The organism is Shumkonia mesophila (assembly GCF_026163695.1).
Lineage (GTDB): Bacteria > Pseudomonadota > Alphaproteobacteria > Rhodospirillales > Shumkoniaceae > Shumkonia > Shumkonia mesophila.
In genome coordinates, this window is the sequence record NZ_JAOTID010000001.1 from 574580 (window position 1) to 594842 (window position 20263).

At 70.0% G+C, this 20263-nt stretch carries 12 protein-coding genes; 4 read left to right on the forward strand and 8 right to left on the reverse strand.

All coding sequences use genetic code 11. From position 1 onward, the window contains the following. The first annotated feature begins 121 nt into the window (after positions 1–121). Positions 122–4963, forward strand: coding sequence for an NAD-glutamate dehydrogenase (locus ODR01_RS02585; protein WP_316976023.1), 4842 nt, complete (start codon positions 122–124; stop codon positions 4961–4963). Positions 4964–4973: 10 nt separating this feature from the next. Beyond that, complete coding sequence (locus ODR01_RS02590; RefSeq protein WP_316976024.1) at positions 4974–6305, forward strand: MFS transporter; 1332 nt, start codon at positions 4974–4976, stop codon at positions 6303–6305. Here ODR01_RS02590 and ODR01_RS02595 read toward each other — a convergent pair. From ODR01_RS02595 to ODR01_RS02615, 5 genes are all read right to left on the reverse strand, one after another. Next, on the reverse strand, positions 6271–6675 hold the full coding sequence (locus ODR01_RS02595; RefSeq protein WP_316976025.1) for a response regulator: 405 nt from the start codon (positions 6673–6675) through the stop codon (positions 6271–6273). The two genes, ODR01_RS02590 and ODR01_RS02595, sit on opposite strands and share 35 nt — an antisense overlap. Beyond that, a complete protein-coding gene (locus ODR01_RS02600; protein ID WP_316976026.1) occupies positions 6668–8413 on the reverse strand; it encodes a PAS domain-containing sensor histidine kinase in 1746 nt (581 codons plus the stop codon). Before ODR01_RS02600 ends, ODR01_RS02595 begins: the two co-directional genes overlap by 8 nt. 89 nt (positions 8414–8502) lie before the next feature. Then, a complete protein-coding gene (gene purH, locus ODR01_RS02605) occupies positions 8503–10074 on the reverse strand; it encodes a bifunctional phosphoribosylaminoimidazolecarboxamide formyltransferase/IMP cyclohydrolase (RefSeq protein WP_316976027.1) in 1572 nt (523 codons plus the stop codon). 47 nt (positions 10075–10121) lie between these two features. After that, on the reverse strand, positions 10122–12038 hold the full coding sequence (locus ODR01_RS02610; protein ID WP_316976028.1) for a polysaccharide biosynthesis protein: 1917 nt from the start codon (positions 12036–12038) through the stop codon (positions 10122–10124). A 154-nt stretch (positions 12039–12192) separates the two neighbouring features. After that, on the reverse strand, positions 12193–13209 hold the full coding sequence (locus tag ODR01_RS02615; RefSeq protein WP_316976029.1) for an MraY family glycosyltransferase: 1017 nt from the start codon (positions 13207–13209) through the stop codon (positions 12193–12195). A gap of 123 nt (positions 13210–13332) precedes the next feature. On the opposite strand from ODR01_RS02615, the gene ODR01_RS02620 reads away from it, so the two are divergent. Beyond that, positions 13333–14616 carry a nucleotide sugar dehydrogenase gene (locus tag ODR01_RS02620; protein ID WP_316976030.1) on the forward strand — a complete coding sequence of 428 codons (1284 nt, stop codon included), beginning with the start codon at positions 13333–13335 and terminating at the stop codon, positions 14614–14616. Positions 14617–14631: 15 nt separating this feature from the next. Here ODR01_RS02620 and ODR01_RS02625 read toward each other — a convergent pair whose 3' ends face one another. From ODR01_RS02625 to ODR01_RS02635, 3 genes are all read right to left on the reverse strand, one after another. Continuing rightward, positions 14632–16287 carry a heparinase II/III family protein gene (locus ODR01_RS02625; protein WP_316976031.1) on the reverse strand — a complete coding sequence of 552 codons (1656 nt, stop codon included), beginning with the start codon at positions 16285–16287 and terminating at the stop codon, positions 14632–14634. A gap of 234 nt (positions 16288–16521) precedes the next feature. Beyond that, positions 16522–17868: an RsmB/NOP family class I SAM-dependent RNA methyltransferase gene (locus ODR01_RS02630; RefSeq protein WP_316976032.1), complete on the reverse strand. Its 1347-nt coding sequence runs from the start codon at positions 17866–17868 to the stop codon at positions 16522–16524. Further along, on the reverse strand, positions 17865–18530 hold the full coding sequence (locus ODR01_RS02635) for a cyclase family protein (RefSeq protein WP_316976033.1): 666 nt from the start codon (positions 18528–18530) through the stop codon (positions 17865–17867). Before ODR01_RS02635 ends, ODR01_RS02630 begins: the two co-directional genes overlap by 4 nt. Before the next feature lie 228 nt (positions 18531–18758). Here ODR01_RS02635 and ODR01_RS02640 point away from each other — a divergent pair, with 228 nt between their 5' ends. After that, positions 18759–20162, forward strand: coding sequence for a tetratricopeptide repeat protein (locus tag ODR01_RS02640; protein ID WP_316976034.1), 1404 nt, complete (start codon positions 18759–18761; stop codon positions 20160–20162). Positions 20163–20263: the final 101 nt, after the last annotated feature.

Here is a 20263-nt window from a genome sequence, read left to right on the forward strand (position 1 = left end):
GAGGTGCCAACCGGGGGTCCCTCCGACCCGCCTCGCGCCGTCCCTTCGGCGCCCGTCGATCGGGCGCCGGGACCGCGCGCCGGCGGCCTTTTTCCCCCTGACACATAGAGGATGCGTCCACATGTCTCGCGGTGCCGACGAACAAAAAACGGATCTGATCAACGGACTGGTAGCCGAGGCGACGGAACGACTTGGCGCGGCGGAAGGGGCTGCCGTCGCCGGCTTCATTCGCCGCTATTACGATCGCGTGCCCCCCTCCGATATCGCCGAGCGCAGCCGGGCCAGCCTGTTCGGGGCGGCCCTGGCCCATTGGAAGTTCGGGGCGAAGCGGGCCCGCGGCCAGGCCAAGGTCCGGGTCTACAACCCGACGCTCGAGGACCACGGCTGGAAGTCCGACCACACGGTGATCGAGATCGTCAACGACGACATGCCGTTCCTGGTCGATTCGGTGACGGCGGAGTTGCGCCGGCGCGACATCGGCGTGCTGCTGATCGTCCATCCGATCCTGACGGTCAAGCGCAAGGGCGGCGCGCTGGCGGCCGTCGTCGCGCCCGGCAAGGCCGCCGCCGACGCGGCGCTGGAATCCTTCATGCATGTGGAGATCAGCCGCCAGGCTTCGGCGACGCTGAAGGACATCCAGGCCGGCCTCGAGGCGGTGCTGGCCGACGTGCGGGTCGCGGTGGCCGACTGGCACCCGATGCTGGACCGGGTGGCCGCCGCGGCCGACGAACTGGACCGCAAGCCGGGCCCGCTGGCGGCCGAGGAGGCCGCCGAGGCCCGCGACTTCCTGCGCTGGGTCCACGACCACAACTTCGCGCTGTTGGGCTATCGCGAGTTCACCGTCACCGGCGGCGGCGCCTCGACGCGCATCGCCATCGTTCCCGACTCCGGCCTCGGCATCCTGCGCGACACCGCCTTCAGGGTGTTCGACGAGTTCGCCGACCTCGACGGCCTGCGCCCCGAGATTCGCGCCTTCGTCAGCCGGCCGCAGGCCCTCATCATCAACAAGACCGACCGCGTTTCCACCGTGCACCGGCCGGTGTTCATGGATTCGATCACGGTGCGCCGCTTCGGGCCGAAGGGCCGGGTGATCGGCCAGCACCTGTTCGTCGGCCTGTTCTCGGCCGCCGCCTACAACCGCAGCCCGCGCTCGATTCCGCTGCTGCGCCACAAGCTCCAGCGGGTGATCGAACGGGCCGACCTGCCGCCGGCCAGCCATGACGGCAAGGCGCTGCTCAACATCCTGGAGACCTTCCCGCGCGACGAACTGTTCCAGGTCACCGAGGACCACCTGTTCTCCACCAGCCTCAGCGTGCTCAACCTCCAGGAGCGCCAGCGGGTGGCGCTGTTCCTGCGCCGCGACGACCTGGATCGCTTCATGTCGTGCCTGGTCTACGTGCCGCGCGACCGCTACGACACCGATCTGCGCCGGCGCATCCAGGCGATCCTGGAGGAGGCCTTCGCCGGCACCGCCGGCGACTGGTACACCCAGCTCGACGTGACGCCGCTGGCCCGCGTCCATATGTTCATCCGCACCCGGCCCGGCGCCATTCCCGACTACGACGCCGACGCCCTGGAGCGGCGCCTGGCGGCGGCCTCGCGCTCGTGGGCCGACCTGTTGCAGGAGGCGCTGATCGCCGCCCATGGCGAGGAGACGGGGCTGGCCCTTTACCGGCGCTACCAGCACGCCTTCAGCCCCGGCTATCGCGAGCGCTTCAACGCCGACTCGGCCATCGCCGACATCCGCCTGGTCGAGGCCACGCTGAAGGACGGCGACATCGGCATGAGCCTGCGCCGGCCGCTGGAAGCCGCCGAGTGCGAGATGCGCTTCAATCTTTACCATCCGGACAGCCCGATTCCGCTGTCCGACGCCCTGCCGATGCTGGAACACATGGGCCTGCGCGTGATCGACGAACTGCCCTACGCCATCCGCCCGGCCGGCACCACGGGCGTCATGATGCACGACTTCGGGCTGACCACGCGCGACGGCCGGCCGATCGACCTCGAGGCCATCCGCGAGAACTTCCAGGAGGCTTTCCTGAGGGTGTGGCGGGGCGAGGTGGAAAGCGACGGCTTCAACGGCCTGGTGGTGCGGGCCGGGCTGTCGTGGCGCGAGGTGGTCATTCTTCGCGCCTACTGCAAATACCTGCGCCAGACCGGCATCGCCTACTCGCAGGCCTACATGGAGCAGACGCTGCTCGAGAATCCGCGCCTGGCGGCGCTCGTCGTGCGCCTGTTCCTGGCCCGCTTCGACCCCAAGGGCGGGGCCGGTGCCGGCAAGCGGGAGGCGGCCATCCTGGGCGAGCTCAACGCCGGGCTGGAGACGGTGACCAACGCCGACCAGGACCGCATCCTGTGGCGCTTCGTCAACCTGGTGCAGGTGACGCTGCGCACCAACTACTTCCAGAAGGCCCCCGACGGCGGGCCCAAGCCCTACCTGTCGTTCAAGCTGGACAGCCGGGCCATCGAGGAACTGCCGCTGCCCCGGCCGCTCGTCGAGGTGTGGGTCTATTCGCCACGCACCGAGGCCATTCATCTGAGGGGCGGCAAGGTGGCGCGCGGCGGCATCCGCTGGTCGGACCGCCGCGAGGACTTCCGCACCGAGATCCTCGGCCTGATGAAGGCGCAGATGGCCAAGAACGCGGTGATCGTGCCGGTCGGCTCGAAGGGCGGCTTCGTCTTGAAGCAGCCGCCGGCGCCGGGCAACCGCGAGGCCACCCTGGCCGAGGGGATCGAGTGCTACAAGATCCTGATGCGCGGGCTCTTGGACATCACCGACAACCTCAAGGGCAGCGCCGTGGTGCCGCCCGTGGACGTGGTGCGGCTTGATCCCGACGATCCCTACCTGGTGGTGGCCGCCGACAAGGGGACGGCCAAGTTCTCCGACATCGCCAACGGGGTGTCGGCCGACTACGGCTTCTGGCTGGGCGACGCCTTCGCCTCGGGCGGCAGCCAGGGCTATGACCACAAGAACATGGGCATCACGGCGCGCGGCGCCTGGGAAGCGGTCAAACGCCACTTCCGCGAGATCGGCGTCAACACCCAGGAGCAGGACTTTACCGTGGTCGGCGTCGGCGACATGTCGGGCGACGTGTTCGGCAACGGCATGCTGCTGTCGCCCCACATCAAGCTGATCGGCGCCTTCAACCACCTGCACGTCCTGGTCGACCCCAATCCCGACCCGGCCAAGAGCCTGGCCGAGCGCCAGCGGCTCTACGACCTGCCCCGCTCGTCGTGGGGCGATTACGACGCCAGGCTGCTGTCGAAGGGCGGCGCCGTCTACGAGCGCAGCGCCAAGACGGTCAAGCTGTCGAAGGAGGCGCAGGCCCGCTTCGGCCTCCCGGGCGACACGGTGACGCCGAACCAGCTGATCAACGCCATGCTCAAGGCCGAGATCGACCTCTTGTGGTTCGGCGGCATCGGCACCTATGTCAAGGCGTCCACCGAATCCTCGCTCGACGCCGGGGACCGCGCCAACGACGCGGTCCGGGTCAGCGCTCCCGAACTGCGCTGCAAGGTGATCGGCGAGGGGGCGAACCTGGCCATCACCCAGCGCGGCCGCGTCGAGTTCGCGCTTCGGGGCGGGCGGCTCAACACCGACGCCATCGACAACTCGGCCGGCGTCGACACCTCTGACCACGAGGTTAACATCAAGGTCCTGCTGGGCGCCGTGGTCGACGCCGGCGACATGACCTTGAAGCAGCGCGACGCGCTGCTGGCCAGCATGACCGGCGAGGTGGCGCTGCTGGTGCTGCGCGACAACTATCTGCAGACGCAGGCGATCTCGCGGGCGACCAGCCAGGGCACCGAGTACCTGGACGACCAGGCCCGCCTGATGCGCCGTCTCGAACGCGAGGGCCGGCTGGACCGCGCCGTCGAGTTCCTGCCCGACGAGGAGGCGCTCAAGGAGCGCTTCGCCGCCAAGCAGGGGTTGACCCGGCCGGAGACGGCGGTGCTGATGGCACACGCCAAGATGTGGCTCTACGACGTGCTGCTGGCCTCCGACCTGCCGGACGATCCCCGGCTCTTGAACGATCTGGTGCGCTATTTCCCGGAACCCGCGCAGGGGCCCTATCGCAAGGCCATCGAAAGCCATCGCCTGCGGCGCGAGATCATCGCCACCAGCATCACCAACAGCATGGTGAACCGGGTGGGGGGCACCTTCATGATGCGGATCATGGAGGAAACTGGCATGCCGCCGGCCGAGGTGGCCCGGGCCTACACCATCGTGCGCAAGGTGTTCCTGATGCGCGACCTGTGGACGCGCATCGAGGCGCTGGACAACAAGGTGCCGGCGGCCGTGCAGATCGCCATGCTGCACGACATCAACCGGCTGCTCGAATCGGCCACCCTGTGGTTCCTGCACAACGGCGCCCGGCCGCTCGACATCAACACCCAGGTCGACGCCTTCCGCGGCGGCGTGGCGCGGTTGATGGAGCGTATTGACCAGGCCCTGCCCGAGGCTCACATGAAGGGCCTGATGGCCCGGGCCAAGCCGTTGATCGGCCAGGGCGTGCCCAAGGAGGTGGCGGTCGAGGTGGCGGCCCAGGTCAACCTGCTCTCGGCGCTCGACATCGTCTCGCTGGCCACCGCCCGCAAGATGGACGTCGTCGCCGCGTCCCGGCTCTACTTCTCGGTCGGCGGCCGCTTCCGGCTGGGCGACCTCCGGCGGGCGGCCGGGGGGCTGGCCTCGCAAACCCACTGGCAGAAGCTGGCCATCCGCGCCGTCGTCGACGAACTGTTCGCCCACCAGAAGGCGCTGGCCGCCCAGGTGCTCGACGTCGCCGCCAAGGAGAAGGACCCCGAAAAGGCCATCGAGAAGTGGTCCAGGCGCAACCCCGAGGTGTTCGCCCGCACCGAACAGATGCTGGCCGAGCTGTGGGCCGCCGAGGTCGACGACCTGGCGATGATCCAGGTCGCCAGCCGCCAGCTCCGGGCGCTCGCCGCCCCGGCCGGCGCGTAGCGGATACGGCGTGGCGGACGCCGTTCCCCAGGAAGACGGGCGCGGGGCATCCCCCCGCGCCCTGCTTTCCTGGTGCCTCTACGACTGGGCCAACTCCGCCTTTCCGACGGTGATCACTACCTTCGTCTTTGCCGCCTACTTCACCCGGGCGGTGGCCGCCGACGAGGTCGCCGGCACCTCGCAGTGGGGCGCCGCCATGAGCCTGTCGGGCTTGGCCATCGCGCTGGCCGGGCCGGTGCTGGGGGCCATCGCCGATCGCGGCGGGCGGCGCAAGCCGTGGATCGCCGCCTTCACCGCGCTGTGCGTGGCGCTCACCGCGCTCTTGTGGTTCGCCCGCCCCGACCCCTCCTTCGCCCTCTACACCCTGGTGCTGGTGGCCTCTGCCAACTTCGCCTTCGAGATGGGCGGTGTCTTCTATAACGCCATGCTGCCCGGCCTGGCGGCCGAGGGCCGCCTGGGGCGGCTTTCCGGCTGGGCCTGGGGGGTCGGCTACGCCGGCGGGCTGGCCTGTCTGGTGGTGGCGCTGGTCGGCTTCGTGCAGGCCGAAAATCCCCTGTTCGGCCTCGATCGCGACGCTGCCGAGCACGTGCGGGCGACGGCGCCGCTGGTGGCGCTGTGGTTCGCCCTCTTCTCGCTTCCCCTCTTCCTGTGGACGCCGGACGTTCCGGCTACCGGGGTCGGCCTTATCGAGGCGGCCAGGCGGGGCGTCGCCACCCTGGCCGGCACGCTCAGGCGCGTCGGCGAATACCGCATGGTCGCCCGCTTCCTGCTCGCCCACATGATCTATGCCGACGGCCTCAACACCCTGTTCGCCTTCGGCGGCATCTACGCGGCCGGCACCTTCGGCATGGAATTCGCCGACATCATCGTCTTCGGCATCGGGCTCAACGTCACCGCCGGGCTGGGGGCCGCCCTCTTCGCCTGGGCGGACGACGCGGTGGGGCCGAAGCGCACCATCCTGGTCGCGGTGGCCGGGCTGGCCGGCTTCGGCGCCGTGCTGGTGCTGATCGACTCCGTGACGCTGTTCTGGATTTTCGGGCTGGGGCTCGGCGTTTTCGTCGGCCCGGCCCAGGCGGCCAGCCGCTCGTTCATGGCGCGCCTGGCGCCGCCCCATCTCAGGGCCGAGATGTTCGGCCTCTACGCGCTGGCGGGCAAGGCCACCGCCTTCGTCGGTCCGGCTCTGCTGGCCTGGGTGACGGCGGCTTCCGGCAGCCAGCGCTGGGGCATGGCCACCATCCTCGGCTTCTTCGTCATCGGCGGCCTGCTGCTGCTGGCGGTAAAAGAGCCGGCGAACCGGCGCGATCCGGTTACCCCGCAAGGATCGCCAGGAGCTTTTCCTTAAGTTCGTTGTTGGAGTAGGGCTTGGTGATCAATCCGATGCCGTCCTGGTTCAACAGCGAAGGGTCGATGTAGGCCTGCGAGTAACCGGTGGTCAGCAGGACTTTCAGGCCGGGACGGCGGCGGCGCGCCTCGCGGGCCAGTTCGACCCCATTCATCGCGCGCGGCATCACCAGATCGCTGAACATGAGGTCGATTCCCGCCTCCTTCTCGAGGGCGTCGAGTGCGCTCGGCCCGTCCTCGGCTTCCCGGATGTCATAGCCGAACAGCCGCAGGACCCACACGGCGGCCTGGCGGACGGCGGGGTCGTCCTCGACCACCAGGATGGTGGCTTTCGCCGGACTTCCGGCGTTCTCTCGCTCTCGATTACGCATCGCTCGGTTCCTTGGCCGCCGTTGGAAGCATCAGGCAGACGCGGGTTCCCCGCCCCGGTTCGCTCTCAAGCGTGACGATTCCGCCAGACTGGCGGGCGAAACCGTAGACCATGCTGAGCCCTAAACCGCTGCCCTCGCCCACCTCGCGGGTGGTGAAGAATGGCTCGAAGGCGTGCTCCAGGACGTCCGGGGTCATTCCGCAGCCGGTATCGGTCAGGTTTATTTCCACATAATCGCCCGCCGGCGGGCTGTCAGCCCCCCCCGCCCCCGCGATTTCCTGCTCGACGTGCCGGCGGCCGGCCGCGATGGTCAGTCGGCCGCCGTCCGGCATCGCCGCCTTGGCGTTGAAGGCGATGTTGACAAGGGCGTTCTCCAGGCCGTGGGGATCGATCCTGACGGTGGGAAGGTCCCTTTCCAGCCGGGTCTCGACCTCGATGGTCTCGCCTAAGGAGCGGCGGATCAGGTCGAGCAGACCCTCGATCAGGGCGGCCGGCCGGACGATTTCGGGATTGAGGGTTTCCTTGCGCGAGAACGACAGCAGCTGGTGGGTCAGGCGCCCGCCCCTCCTCGCGGCCTCCATCGCATTCTCCAGGTAGATGTGGATGCGGTCGTCCTTGTCGAGCTGGCTTTGCGCCAAGTCGATGCTGCTCTGGATGATTTGCAGCAGGTTGTTGAAATCGTGCGCGGTGCCGCCGGCCAACTGGCCGACCACCTCCATCTTCTGGACATGGCGCAGCCGGCGCTCCATCGACTGGCGCTCGGTGATGTCGTGGAAGACCAGCAGAAGGCGGGGCTCGCCGCCGATCTCGATGGTCTCGCCAGCCAGAAGGACGGTACGCTCCTGCCCGCCTTTGGTCAAAAAGATGGCCTCGAAATCGCGGATAGAGCCGTCCCGCTTCAGGCGTTCGACGAAGATCGCCCGCTGCTCCAGGTCGGCCCAGTTGTGCAGTTCGACGGCGGTCTTGCCGATGGCCTCGCCGCGCGTGAACCCCCACAGCGACAGCCACATGGCGTTGGCGTCGAGAAGCCGGCCGTCGTCGATCTCGGAAATGGCCATGGCGGCGGGGCTGGCCTGGAAGGCCTTGGCAAAGCGAGCCTCGCTTTCGCGCACCGCCGCTTCGGCTTGCTTGCGGGCGGTGATGTCGCGGTCGATCCCCCGGTATCCGCGGAAGGCGCCCCGTTTGTCGAAGATCGGCACGCCGCTGGTTTCCATGAACACGCGGTGGCCGTCCCTGTGCAGGGTGACGTTCTCAAGCAGCGAGAACGAGCGGCGTTCCGACGTGATGGCGGCGAACTCCTTGGCCATGCGGGCGGCCTCATCGGGCGGCATCAGGTCGAACGGGGCCTTGCCGATCACCTCCTCGGGCGTGTAGCCCAGGAAATCGTGGACCCTCGAGCTGGCATAGGTATAGACGCCGGTCTCGTCGATTTCCCACACCCAGTCGGGATTCTCGGCGAAGGCTTTCAGCCGCTCACGGGATTCGGCCAAGGCCTCCTCGGCGCGGGCCTGGCGGGCTCCGAGGTGGTTGAAAAGCCAGAGCGGCGCGATCAGGGAGACGACCGACGCGCCCACCGCGACGGCGACGTAGCGCCAGTGTTCGTCGGCGGTTTCCGCGACGTAGCCGGGGTTAAGCCGGGCCAGAACGCGGTCTTCCAGCAGGAACTCCCAAAGGCCGGCAACGGCGAACACCGTCAGGACGATCAATCCACCAATGGCGTAGACCTGTCGAGACCGCATGGCGTCCCTACTCCACCGTCGCCCGGCGAGCAACCCAGGCGCACCTTTTGGTAGCACAGACGCCGGCCGGAGTCTCCGGCGCAGACGGCCTAGTGGCGGAAGTGGCGCATGCCGGTGAACACCATGGCAAGGCCTTTCTCGTCGGCCGCCTTGATGACCTCTTCGTCGCGCATCGAGCCACCCGGCTGGATCACCGCGGTGGCCCCCGCCTCGGCGGCGGCCAGCAGGCCGTCGGCGAAGGGGAAGAAGGCATCCGAAGCCACCACCGAGCCGATGGTGCGCGGTTGCGATTCTCCCGCCGCGGCCGAGGCCTCCTTCGACTTCCAGGCGGCGATGCGCGCCGAATCGACCCGGCTCATCTGCCCGGCGCCGCCGCCGACCAGGGCGCCGTCCTTGACGTAGACGATGGCGTTGGACTTGACGTGCTTGCAGATGGCGAAGGCGAACAGCAGGTCCTTCATCTCCTGGGCGCTTGGCGCCCGCTTGGTGACGACCTTGAGTTCGGCCGAGGTCACGGCGTCGTCGCGGGTCTGCAGCAGATAGCCGCCGGAGAGCGAGCGCAGCGTCATGCCGGGCGCCTTGGGGTCGGGCAGCCCGCCGGTCTCGAGCACCCGCAGGTTCTTCTTGGAGGCCAGCACGGTGCGGGCCTCGGCGCTGATCTCCGGCGCGATCACCACCTCGGCGAACAGCTTGGCGATTTCTTCCGCAGTGGCGCCGTCGAGCGGCCGGTTCAGCGCGACGATGCCGCCGAACGCGCTGACCGGGTCGCAGGCCAGGGCCTTGAGGTAGGCTTCCTTGACGCTGGCCCCGTGGGCGCAGCCGCAGGGGTTGGCGTGCTTGATGATGGCGCAGGCGGTTTCTTGGAACTCGGCCACCAGTTCGAAGGCGGCGTCGGTGTCGTTGTAGTTGTTGAAGCTCAATTCCTTGCCCTGCAACTGCCGGGCGGTGGCGACCCCCGGCCGCGCCTCGCCACTGACATAGAAGGCGGCCTGCTGGTGCGGGTTCTCGCCGTAGCGCAGTGTCTGCTTGAGTTCGCCGGCGAAGGCGGCGCGCTTCGGGAAGGGCTCGTTCAAGACACGCGCGAACCAGCCCGAGATGGCGGCGTCGTAAACGGCGGTGCGGGCATAGGCGGTGGCGGCCAGCTTCTTGCGGAATTCCAGCGTGGTGGCGCCTCCGTTGGCCTTCATCTCTTCCATGACGGCGGCGTAATCGGCGGCATCGACGACGACGGTGACGAAGGCGTGGTTCTTGGCGGCGGCGCGGATCATGCCGGGGCCGCCGATGTCGATGTTCTCGATGCAGGTCTCGTAGTCGGCGCCCTTGGCCACGGTGGCCTCGAACGGATAGAGGTTGACCGCCACCAGGTCGATGGGGGCGATGCCGTGCTCCTTCATCGCCGCCTCGTGCTTGGCGTTGCCGCGAATGGCCAGCAGGCCGCCGTGGATCTTGGGGTGCAGGGTCTTGACCCGGCCGTCCATGATCTCGGGGAACCCGGTGTGCGCCGACACCTCGGTCACCGGCACGCCGGCGTCGGCAAGCGCCTTGGCCGAGCCGCCGGTCGACAGGATCTCGACGCCGCTTGCGGCCAGGAATTTCCCGAACTCGATGAGCCCGGTCTTGTCGGAAACGGAAATCAGGGCGCGGCGGATGGGGCTCGACATGGGAATTCCTCCGGAATGTTCTCAATGATCTTGGCGGGCGGGGCGGGTCATTGGGCCGCCGCCTTCTCGGACACGGCGGACCCGCGGTATTCGGGAACCAGGGTGTGCACGACGGCGCCCACGGCGTCGGCATCGGCCCGTGCGCAGGCCTCGCCCAACACCTTGAGCGCCCGGCGGATCTCGTCGGCATCGGCGGTGCGGGGCGCGGCGGCCATGACGCCGGCGTATTCGGTCGCGACCAGGGCCTCGCCGGAGTGGAACAGCTCCTCGTACAGTTTCTCGCCTGGGCGCAGGCCGACGACCTCGATCTTGACGTCGACGTCGGGCCTTAGCCCGGCCAGGCGGATCATCTGGCGCGCCAAATCCAGGATCTTCACCGGCTGGCCCATCTCGAGCACGAAGATGCGTCCCGCGTGTTCGGCACGCGCCGCCCCCAGGGCGGAGGCTTCGAGCACCAGCTCGACGGCCTCGCGGATGGTCATGAAATAGCGCGTCATCTCGGGGTCGGTGATGGTCAGCGGGCCGCCGCCGGCCAGCTGGCGCTGGAACAGCGGCACCACCGAGCCGGTCGAGCCCAGCACGTTACCGAAGCGCACGGTGACGAACCGGGTGTCGCCGTCGGCACCTCGCCGGAGATCGAGGGATTGGCACACCTGCTCGGCGATGCGCTTGGTGGCGCCCATGACGTTGGTGGGGTTCACCGCCTTGTCGCTGGAAATCAGCACCATGACGGCCACCCCGGCGGCGCGGCAGGCCTCGGCGACGTTGGCGGTGCCGACGACGTTGGTCATCAGTCCTTCGAAGGGGTTGATCTCGACCAGCGGCACGTGCTTCAGCGCGGCGGCGTGGAACACCAGCTCGGGCCGGGTTTCGGCCATGAGCGAGTCCAGGCGGGCACGATCGCGCACGTCGGCGATGACGGCACGCCGGGCCAAGGTGGGGTGTTTCTCCCCAACCTCCAGATCGATCTGGTAGAGATGGTATTCGGAGCTGTCGAGCAGCACCACCTGGGCCGGCCCGAAGCCGCAGACCTGGCGCACCAGTTCGCTGCCGATGCTGCCGCCGGCGCCGGTGACCAGGACGCGCCGGCCGGCGATCAGGCCGCCCATGGCGTCGCGGTCGAGCGGCATCTGGGGGCGGCCCAGCAGATCCTCCACCGCGATCGGCTTGATCTCGACCCTGTCCTCGACACCGGCCTTGAAATCGGTGAGGCGGGGGATGCGGGCCAGCGTCATGCCCAGCGCGTGTGACTCATCCAAAAGCCGGCGCACCCGGGCGCCGTCCGTCCGCTCGTCGGTCAGCACCAGGCGCTGTGGGCGCCGCCCCCGTTCGGCCAGCCGGCCGACCACGGCGGTCAACTCGTCGGTGGTGCCGATCACCTCGATGCCATGGATGACGCGCCCGACCCGCGTGAAGTTGCGCTCGGCGAGGATGCCGACCACCTGGTAGGCGCCGTTGCGTTGCCGGGAAACGGCGCGGATGAACAATTCGGCGCCGTCGCCGGAGCCGACCAGCAGGACCGGGATGCGCTGCAACCCCTGCTGGTCGCGGCGCAGTTCGATGCGGCCGTCCTTATAGAGGCGATAAAGAAAGCGCGGCCCGCCCAGCAGCGCGATGAGGACGAACCAGTTGATGAAGGGCAGCGAACGCGGCAGGCCGTCCAGGCGCGTCCACATGAACATCACCGCCAGGAAGACCAGGATCACCAGGGTGGCCGCCCGGGTGACGGCCAGAAGCTCGTTCAGCGAGGCGTAGCGCCAGACGCCGCGATAGAGCCCCATCAACCGGAAAACGACGGCCGCGATCAGGGTGAAGGTCACCACCCCCTGGATCAGCAAGTCGGTCGGGTAATAAAGCAGAATGTCGCTGGCCCGCAGATAGAGCGAGACGACGAACGCCACCGCCGCCATCACGAGGTCGTGGGCATACGCGATCGTGGCCCGGGAGATGATCCTGGTCAGCATCGGGCGAACTTGTCGAGCTCCTCAAGGGCGGGACGGCGGCCGCTGCCGGCTGCCGTTTCGCGCAGACCTTCTACCACGGAGAAAGGCGGATGCCACGTGCGATTTTGGCGATTTCGCGGCGCGGCAAGCCGAACGGAAACGACGCCCGGAGGGATCAGGACGCCGGTCCGCGCGCGGCGCCGGCGCCCCGCTTAAGGAAGACCAGCAGGGCGGCGACGACAGGAACGGCCCCTGCCAGCGCCAAGCCCTCCCACCCCAGCGCGGCCGCCGCCGCCAGGCCGACGAGCAGGCCGTCGACGACAAGGACCGAGACCGACACCCGGGCGTGGCTGGCGCCCTCGCCCACCGCCCGCTGATAGAAATGCTCGCGGTGCGGCCGCCAGATCCTTTCGCGGCGCAGCACGCGGCGCCCCAGGGTCAGGGTGGCATCGGTCAGATAGTAGAGCGCCAAGATGAGGGCGGCGGCGGCCTGCCCGTGGGCGGCCATGGTCAGCAGCAGCCAGCCGATCGCGAAACCCAGCGGCACGCTGCCGACGTCGCCCAGGAAGATGCGGGCCGGCTGCCAATTCCACCACAGGAAGCCGACGGCCGCCGCCGCCAGGGTCAGGCCGAAGGCCGGCAGCGCCGGGCCGAGCCCGACCAGCGTCGCCACCACGGCGACGCCGGCTCCGGTGGTGGCCGCCTCGACGCCGCTCAGGCCATCGATGCCGTCCATGAAGTTGAAGAGGTTGATGTACCAGATCCACAGCAGGCCGGCGGCCGCGGTGTCGAGCGGCCCCGGCAGCAGGCCGCCGAAATAGGGCCCGGGCGGCGGGACGGCAATGAGGGCGACGGCGACGGCGGCGGCCTGTCCAAGCAGGCGCCACACCGGCGGCAGGCTCTTGAGGTCGTCAACCCAGGAGAGGGCGCCGAGAGCCAGCGCGAGGCCGCCAAGCACGAACACCGGCGCCGGCGGCGCGACGCCCCATGCCGCCGCTCCGATCCATGCCGCCACCAGCACAGGCACCACCGCGAGGCCGCCGCCGCGCGGCGTCGGCACCCGGTGGCTGCTGCGCTCGTTGGGATGGTCGAGGATGGCGCGCCGGCGCAGGGTGGCGAGGACCAGCCGGGTCCCCGCCAGAACGGCGGTCAGCACGGCAAGGCAAAGGGCGGCAAGGGCGAACGGCGACATGGGCCGGACTGTAGCGCGAAGCCGACGCTCCGCCACGGGGAAAATGCACCCCGGGACGGCGCCGGTTGACAGGCGTCGGCGGGGCCGATAGAGCTTTCGCGGTCCGCAACGAAAGAAACAACAATGACCAAACCCCGCATCGCCGTCATCGGCCTCGGTTACGTCGGCATTCCCCTGGCGGTCGCCCTGGCCCGTCATTTTCCGGTCGTCGGCTACGACATCAAGTCCCGGCGAGTGGCTGAACTCAAGGGCGGCATCGACCGTACCGGCGAGGTCGATTCCCCGGTGCTGCGGGCGTCGTCGCTCATGCTCACCGACCGCGCCGCTGACATGGCCGGCTGCGACGTCCTCATCGTCACCGTGCCGACGCCGGTCGACGCCGACAACCGGCCCGACCTCGGCGCCGTCCGCTCGGCCTGCGAGACGGTGGGAAGCGTGCTGGGCCAAGGGGCGATCGTCGTGCTGGAAAGCACCGTCTACCCAGGGGTGACCGAGGAGATCTGCGGGCCGATCCTGGAGAAGGCCTCGGGGCTTAAGTGCGGTCGCGATTTCTTCCTCGGCTATTCGCCGGAACGGGTCAATCCGGGCGATCGCACGCATACGGTCGAGCGCATCACCAAGGTGGTGTCGGGGCAGACCCCGGACGTGACCGAGCGTTTGGCCGCCGTCTACGGCGCCATCACCGAGGGCGGCGTGTTCCGGGCCCGCGACATCCGCACGGCGGAGGCGGCCAAGGTGATCGAGAACGCCCAGCGCGACATCAACATCGCCTTCATCAACGAGGTGACGCAGATCTTCCAGAAGGCCGGGCTTTCCGTCTTCGACGTGCTGGCGGCGGCCAACACCAAGTGGAACTTCCTCGATTTCAAGCCCGGCCTGGTCGGCGGACACTGCATCGGCATCGATCCCTTCTACCTGGCGCGCTGGGCACAGGACCTGGGGCACAACCCCGAGATCATCCTGGCCGGGCGACGGCTCAACGACGGCATGGGCGACTTCGTGGCGGAGCGCATCGACGAGCGCTTGGCCAAGCTGTTCCCGAACGGCAAGGCCGGCGAGATCCTGATTCTCGGCCTGACCTTCAAGGAAGACGTGCCCGACCTGCGCAACTCCAGGATCGTCGACATCGTCAGGGGGCTGACCGGCCGCGGGCACACCGTGCGTGTCCACGACCCCATGGCCGACCCCGAGGAGGCAAGGGAGTACTATGGCCTCGACCTGCTGACCTCGCTCGACGGCGTCAAGGATTGCGCCTGCGTGGTGGGTGCGGTGCGCCATCGCGCCTATTTGGCGTACACGCCCGACGTCCTGGGCCGGCTGGTGCGTCCGGGCGGGCTCGTCGCCGACGTCAAGGGCCTGTGGCGCGACCTCCCCATGCCCCAGGGGCTTCATCGCTGGCAGCTGTAAGGGGTCGGATGCCGGTCAGGCGCGGTTCAGCCGCCACTTGACCAGCGCGCCCTGGCCGTCAAGGCCGCCTGTCACCATGATCTGCCGGGTCCGGCGGGGCGTTCCGTCGCCCAGATAGACGCTGTCCTCGAGCGAAACGGCGCCGCCCTCGGCGCGGAATTTCCAGCCGTGACCGGCCGCGGTGCGCAACAGGACGCCCGTGCCTTCCGCCAGCAGGGAGGCCTGGATTCGCGGATGCAGGTGGAAGCGGATGGCGAAGGTCTTGCCGCCCGGCCCCGTCAGTTCGTCCTCGCCGCGCACGTCCTCGCCGTCGGCGGCCAGAAAGACGGCGCGGCGGTGGATCAGGCCGAACGGCCTGCGATAGCCGTCGTGGCTGGCTTCGATCAACAGGCTGCCGTCGAATTCCCGGCGCCCGGTGCTGACGTCGACCGGCCGTCGGCCGAGGCCGCCGCCGGGGACAAGATCGGCCGAGTTGACGTCGTCGACGACCAGCGCCGAGTGGGCGGCGGTGGCCCGAAGCGCGCCCTGCCAATGGGCCTCGGCCTCGGGATGGGCGCCGCAGTTGACGACGATGCGCTCGCGCCCGACGCTGAACTCGAAGCTGAGCGTACCGGCGTGGGCCTTGCGGTCGGCGCCCGGCGGCGGCGGCGGACCGGCGTCGACGATGACGACGGCGCGCCCGGCCGCCAACCGGTGAAAGCCGGTGTGCGGCGCGCTGGACAACGGTTTGCCCCGGGCCCTGGCCTGGGCGAACAGGGCATCCAGGCGTTCGCGCTCGCCCTCGTTGCCGCCGTTGAAGAGGGCCAGGCCGCCGTCGCCGTGGCGCAGCGCGCGCAACAAGGGCGGCATGCGGTCGATCGCCCCTTGCAGCCAGTCGGGGACGTCCTGGTCGCCGGCCAGCAGCAGGGCCCGAAGATCCAGGCAGTCGCCCAGAACGTCGGCCTGGATGGCCGGGCAGCGCTCGATATGGCCGCCGTCGGGCCAGACCTGGCGGGCGATCTCCTGTTCCAGGCCCCGCATCGTGGTCTCGAAGTGCCGCTCGAAGCCGGGCAGGCTGAGCGCCGCATAGCAAAGCCCCTTCAGCGCGCGCAGGCTGCGGGCGTTGGGCGGCCGGCGCTTGACCGTGCGCCGCAGGTGGCGGGTCTGGACGGCCAGCGAGCCCAGCAGGCGCGCCGTGAAGGCGGCGTCGGCGTCGGCGGCGAGGAAGCGGAAATGGCTGAGCCAGGCGACCAGGCGGTCGGCCAACACGTGCGGGGCCCAAGCCCCGGCCCGCCAGTGGCCATAGTGCGCGAGCCAGCCGTCGATGAGGGCGCGGGCGCGGGGAGCCGCATCCTCTCCGCCGTAGGCGCGAAGGTCCCGCAGCCAGACGAAGCCATGCAGGAAATCGCTGGCCGTCCCCGACAGTTCAGGCGGCAGCGCCTCGAACCCGGGAATGGCGAGGGTCTTGCCCGCGAAGGGGAAGCGGCCACCGGCGATCCGTGCCCCCTTCTCGCGATCGCCCGACCACAGATCGGGCGGCACCATCCGGAGCGCCCGCGGGGCGCGCCCGCCGAGGGTCAGGGGATAGAGCGGCAGCGAGAACAGCCACTCGGCGACGCCCCGCCTCGGGGTGCCGATCCACCGGGCGCGGCGCGATCCGCCGCCGACCCATGCGCTGTCCTTGATTGCCATCTGCTCCATTCCGCAAGCGGTACGGGCGGTCGTGTTCCCAGGCGCTGCGGATGGTGCCCCAATCGCCAAGGCTCGGCAAGGGGCGCCGGCAGGATTGCCCGCGGAAGGGGGTCAATCCCCCTCGAAGGCGGTCCGGTAGTCGCGCCTGCGGGCCGCGTTCCTTGAATGAAAAGGATCGGGGCGTGTGTTGCCGTCTTTCGGCCGGGGGGAGTAAAGGCCGATCGTCGGCGCCCCTTACAGGCGGCGCAGGCGGGCCGCGAAGAAGCCGTCCATGCCGCCTACGTGGTCCAGGTGGAAGGGGAACGTCCTCAGATCGCCGGCCTCCGTCACCAGTTCGGCCATGCCGCCCACCTCCTCGGCACCGACCGGCTGGCGCGCCACCGGCGCGCCGGCGCCGATCAGGGCGTCGATGCGCTGGGCCCCTTCCTCGGGTTGCAGCGAGCAGGCGCAATAGACGATCAGGCCGCCCGGCCGCACCATGGCGACGGCGGCTTCCAGCAGGGCTTGCTGTAGCGGGCCCAGGGCCTTGACGTCGTCTTCCGTGCGCAGCCAGGCGGCGTCGGGGTGGCGGCGCAGCGTGCCGGTGGCCGAGCACGGCACGTCGAGCAGGAGGGCGTCGGCCGGTTCCGCCGGCCGCCAGGCGATGGCGTCGGCGACCACCGTTTCGACGGCGAGTTCGAGGCGGGCCAGGTTGGCGCGCAGGCGGGAAACCCGGCCCTGGGCGCGATCCACCGCGATCACCCGGGCGCCGGCGGCGGCCAGCTGGGCGGACTTGCCGCCTGGCGCCGCGCAGAGGTCGAGCACCGTCTTGCCGGCCACCGGCCCAAGCAGGCGGGCGGGCAGCGCGGCGGCGGCGTCCTGCACCCACCAGGCGCCCTCGGCGAAGCCCGGCAGCGCCGGAATCGGGCCGTGCGGGTGGAGCCGCAGGCTGCCGGTGGGAAGCACGGTGCCGCCCAGCGCGCCCGCCCAATGTTCGGCGTCGCCCTTCACCGAGACATCGAGCGGCGGTTCCGCCAGATGGGCCTCGGCGATGCGCCGGCAGGTCGCCTCGCCATAGGCCGCCGACCATGAGTTCCACAGCCAGTCGGGGGTGTTGAGGCGCGCCGCGTCCTGGGCGTCGCGCAGGGCCAGGCCGCCCTGTGCCAGGCGGCGAAGCACGGCGTTGACGAGGCCGGCGTAGGTCGGCTGGCGGCGGGCCCGGGTCAGGCTGACGGCGGTGTCGACGGCGGCATGCGCCGGGGTCTCGAAGAACAGGATCTGGGCGGCGCCCAGGCGCAGGATATCGGTGACGGCGGCCGCCTTGGGGGGCAGCGACCGTTCCAGGAAGCTTCCCAGCAGGGCGTCGATCTGGCCCTTGCGGCGCAGCGCGGTGGCGGTCAGGTTGCGCACGAAGCCGCGGTCGCGCCCCTCCATGTGGGCGAGGTCGGTGTGCCCGTCCAGGGCCTCGTCGAGGCCGTGGCCGCGCCGGAGCACGGCGGTCAGCACGTCCAGCGCCACGGCGCGCGGATCGGCCGGCGGGCGGGGCTCGGGGCGTTTCTTTTGCGCCGGGCGCGGCCGGCGGTCGGGGGGCTTGGTCGTCAACGGGGGCCTTCCTTCACGGGCTCGGGTTCGATCAGGGCGACGCGGGCCGGCGCGCCGTCGCAGCCCTTGAGCTTGAGCGGCATGCAGATCAGCTCGTAGGGGCCGGCCTTGATTCCCCGCAAATCCAGCCCCTCGACCAGCACCACTTGGGCGCCCAGGAGTGAGCGGTGCGTCACCCGGCCGGGTTCCTGATAGCGCTCGATCGACAGGTAGTCGATGCCGATCAGTCGGATGCCGCGCCCGATCACCCACTCGGCGGCGGCCGGCGTCAGGGCCACGAAGTCTGTGCGGAAGCCCTGGGTGTAATCGTTCCACAGCTCCGAATTGCGGGTCTTGAGGATGAGCCGCGTGGTGCCGGGCGGGATGGCCTTGGCCTGAAGATCCTCGGGCCCGATCTCGGCAAGATCGGGAAAGTCGACCACCACGCACGGCCCCAGCAGGACGTCGAGCGGGATGGCGTCGATGCCATGGCCGTCGGCGATGAAGTGCCTGGGCGCGTCGACGTGGGTGGCGAAATGGACGTGGGTGTCGAGGCGGGACAGGTTGTTGGCGGCGCCCTCCTCCATCTTGCGCAGGCGCTCCAGCGTCGGCTCCGGGGTGTTGGGAAAGCGCGGGATATCGGGCGTGAAGGTCAGCGTGATGTCGTGAATGGTCCGGTTCAAGGCAGCCTCCCTCGCGGACCCCGCCGCGTCGGCCTCTCGGGGCATCCTTTATCGCGCCGCGGCGGCTTTGCCAACCCGGTGCGATCGCGCCGGCGAAGATCGGGCGCCCCTCGGCCGCCGATTTGCCGTTGCCTGGGGCCGCCGTTCGGGGCATTTTGCAGGGCCGGCCGGTTTCGGGGCGCGTCCAGCCGCCCGCTGGCCGGCCAACGGTGGAGAATCGAAGCCCCCATGGTGAGGGATCTTCTCGGAAAATTGCTGCGGCCCGCTTCGGGGGCCGAGGAGGCCTCCTCGGAGCTGCCGATGAAGCGCGTCGGGCCGGTGGCCGCCATCGCGCTCGTGGCCGAGATCGAGGGGCCGGGCGGCCGCGAGCTGACGGCGCGCGTCGCCGCCGCCCTCGATCCCTGCCCCGGCATCGAGGTCCGCCTTGCCAACAAGCGCCTTCGGCTGCCGTCCGACGGCAACCTCATCGAGCGCTTGGCGGCGGCCGGCGCCACCGGGCGCGCCTGGCTGGCCCAGGAAGGCGCCGATGTGATGATCTGGGGCGAGACGACCGGTCTTTCGGGGGGCGCGGTGCTGCGCTTCGTCCCGGCCCTGCTGGATGCCGAGGGCAAGACCGGCACTTTTGGTTTGGCGGACGCGCTGGAACTGCCGGCCAACTTCGGCAGCGAATTCGGCGAGATTCTGGGGGCGGCGACGGTGGCCGCCGCCGTTCCCATCAAGCTGGGCCGCGAGGAATCGCTGGGTTCCGTGCTGTCCAACGCCATCGCCCGGGTCAACGGTTTCGTCGAATCCCCGCCCATGGGCCTGACGGCGGCGCAGAGCGCGGCCATGCTGGCCTGCCTCGGCAACTGCTTCGCCGCCCTGTGGCGGGTCAACGCCAAGGACGCCCACCTGGAGCGCGCCCAGCGCATCTATGGCCTGGCGCTGCATTCCTGCGCCAGCCCCGAGCTGCGCCTGACGCGGGCCATGATCCAGAACCACTTGGCGGCGGTGCACGAGGCCAAGGCCGCCGGCGACGCCGACCCCGCCCACCTGGAAGAGGCGGCCAAGGCCTATCACGCGGTGGCCGCCGCCCTCGGCCCCGGGGAGCATCCGGGCGACTGGGCCTTCGCCCAGACCCGCCTCGGGCTGGTGCTCTATCGCCTGGCGCTCCGGCGCGACAGCGACGCCACCCGCATGCAGGCCTCGGTGAAAGCTTTCGAGGCGGCGCGCGAGGTGCTCGATCGCGACGAATCGCCCGACCGCTGGGCCGAGGTCACCAACCAGATGGGGGTGGCGCTGCTGGCCCTGGGCAGCCAGGTCACCGGCACCGACGCCTTGGAGCGCTCGGTGGCATGCTTCCGCGAGGCCCTGGGCGTGCGCCGCCGCGACGCCGCGCCGCTGTTGTGGGCGCAGACCGCCAACAACCTGGGCGCCGCCTCGTTCGCGCTCTCGCGCCGCAAGACGGTGCCCGGCCTGCTCGACGAGGCGGTGCGCTGCTTCGAGGGGGCGCGCGAGATCTACCTGAAATACCGCCAGCCCAAGGTGGTCGCCGTCATCGAGAAGAACCTGGCCCGGGTGCGCGAACGCCTGAGCAAGGGCGGCAAGGGCGGCGGCCATTCCCCCCGCCGCTCCCCCCGCCCGCGCGGATAGCTTGGGCGTTTTTCCTAATCGTCATGGCCGCACTTGTTGCGGCCATTCACGTCATTCTTTCCTGCGGATCCGGGGATGACGCACAAGGAGAGGTGAAACGG

Excerpts from the sequence above, each read along its gene's own strand:
- ODR01_RS02585 (WP_316976023.1), top strand. The coding sequence starts at position 122 with ATGTCTCGCGGTGCCGACGAACAAAAAACGGATCTGATCAACGGACTG.
- ODR01_RS02595 (WP_316976025.1), bottom strand. The coding sequence starts at position 6,675 with ATGCGTAATCGAGAGCGAGAGAACGCCGGAAGTCCGGCGAAAGCCACC.
- ODR01_RS02600 (WP_316976026.1), bottom strand. The coding sequence starts at position 8,413 with ATGCGGTCTCGACAGGTCTACGCCATTGGTGGATTGATCGTCCTGACG.
- purH (WP_316976027.1), bottom strand. The coding sequence starts at position 10,074 with ATGTCGAGCCCCATCCGCCGCGCCCTGATTTCCGTTTCCGACAAGACC.
- ODR01_RS02610 (WP_316976028.1), bottom strand. The coding sequence starts at position 12,038 with ATGCTGACCAGGATCATCTCCCGGGCCACGATCGCGTATGCCCACGAC.
- ODR01_RS02615 (WP_316976029.1), bottom strand. The coding sequence starts at position 13,209 with ATGTCGCCGTTCGCCCTTGCCGCCCTTTGCCTTGCCGTGCTGACCGCC.
- ODR01_RS02620 (WP_316976030.1), top strand. The coding sequence starts at position 13,333 with ATGACCAAACCCCGCATCGCCGTCATCGGCCTCGGTTACGTCGGCATT.
- ODR01_RS02625 (WP_316976031.1), bottom strand. The coding sequence starts at position 16,287 with ATGGCAATCAAGGACAGCGCATGGGTCGGCGGCGGATCGCGCCGCGCC.
- ODR01_RS02640 (WP_316976034.1), top strand. The coding sequence starts at position 18,759 with ATGGTGAGGGATCTTCTCGGAAAATTGCTGCGGCCCGCTTCGGGGGCC.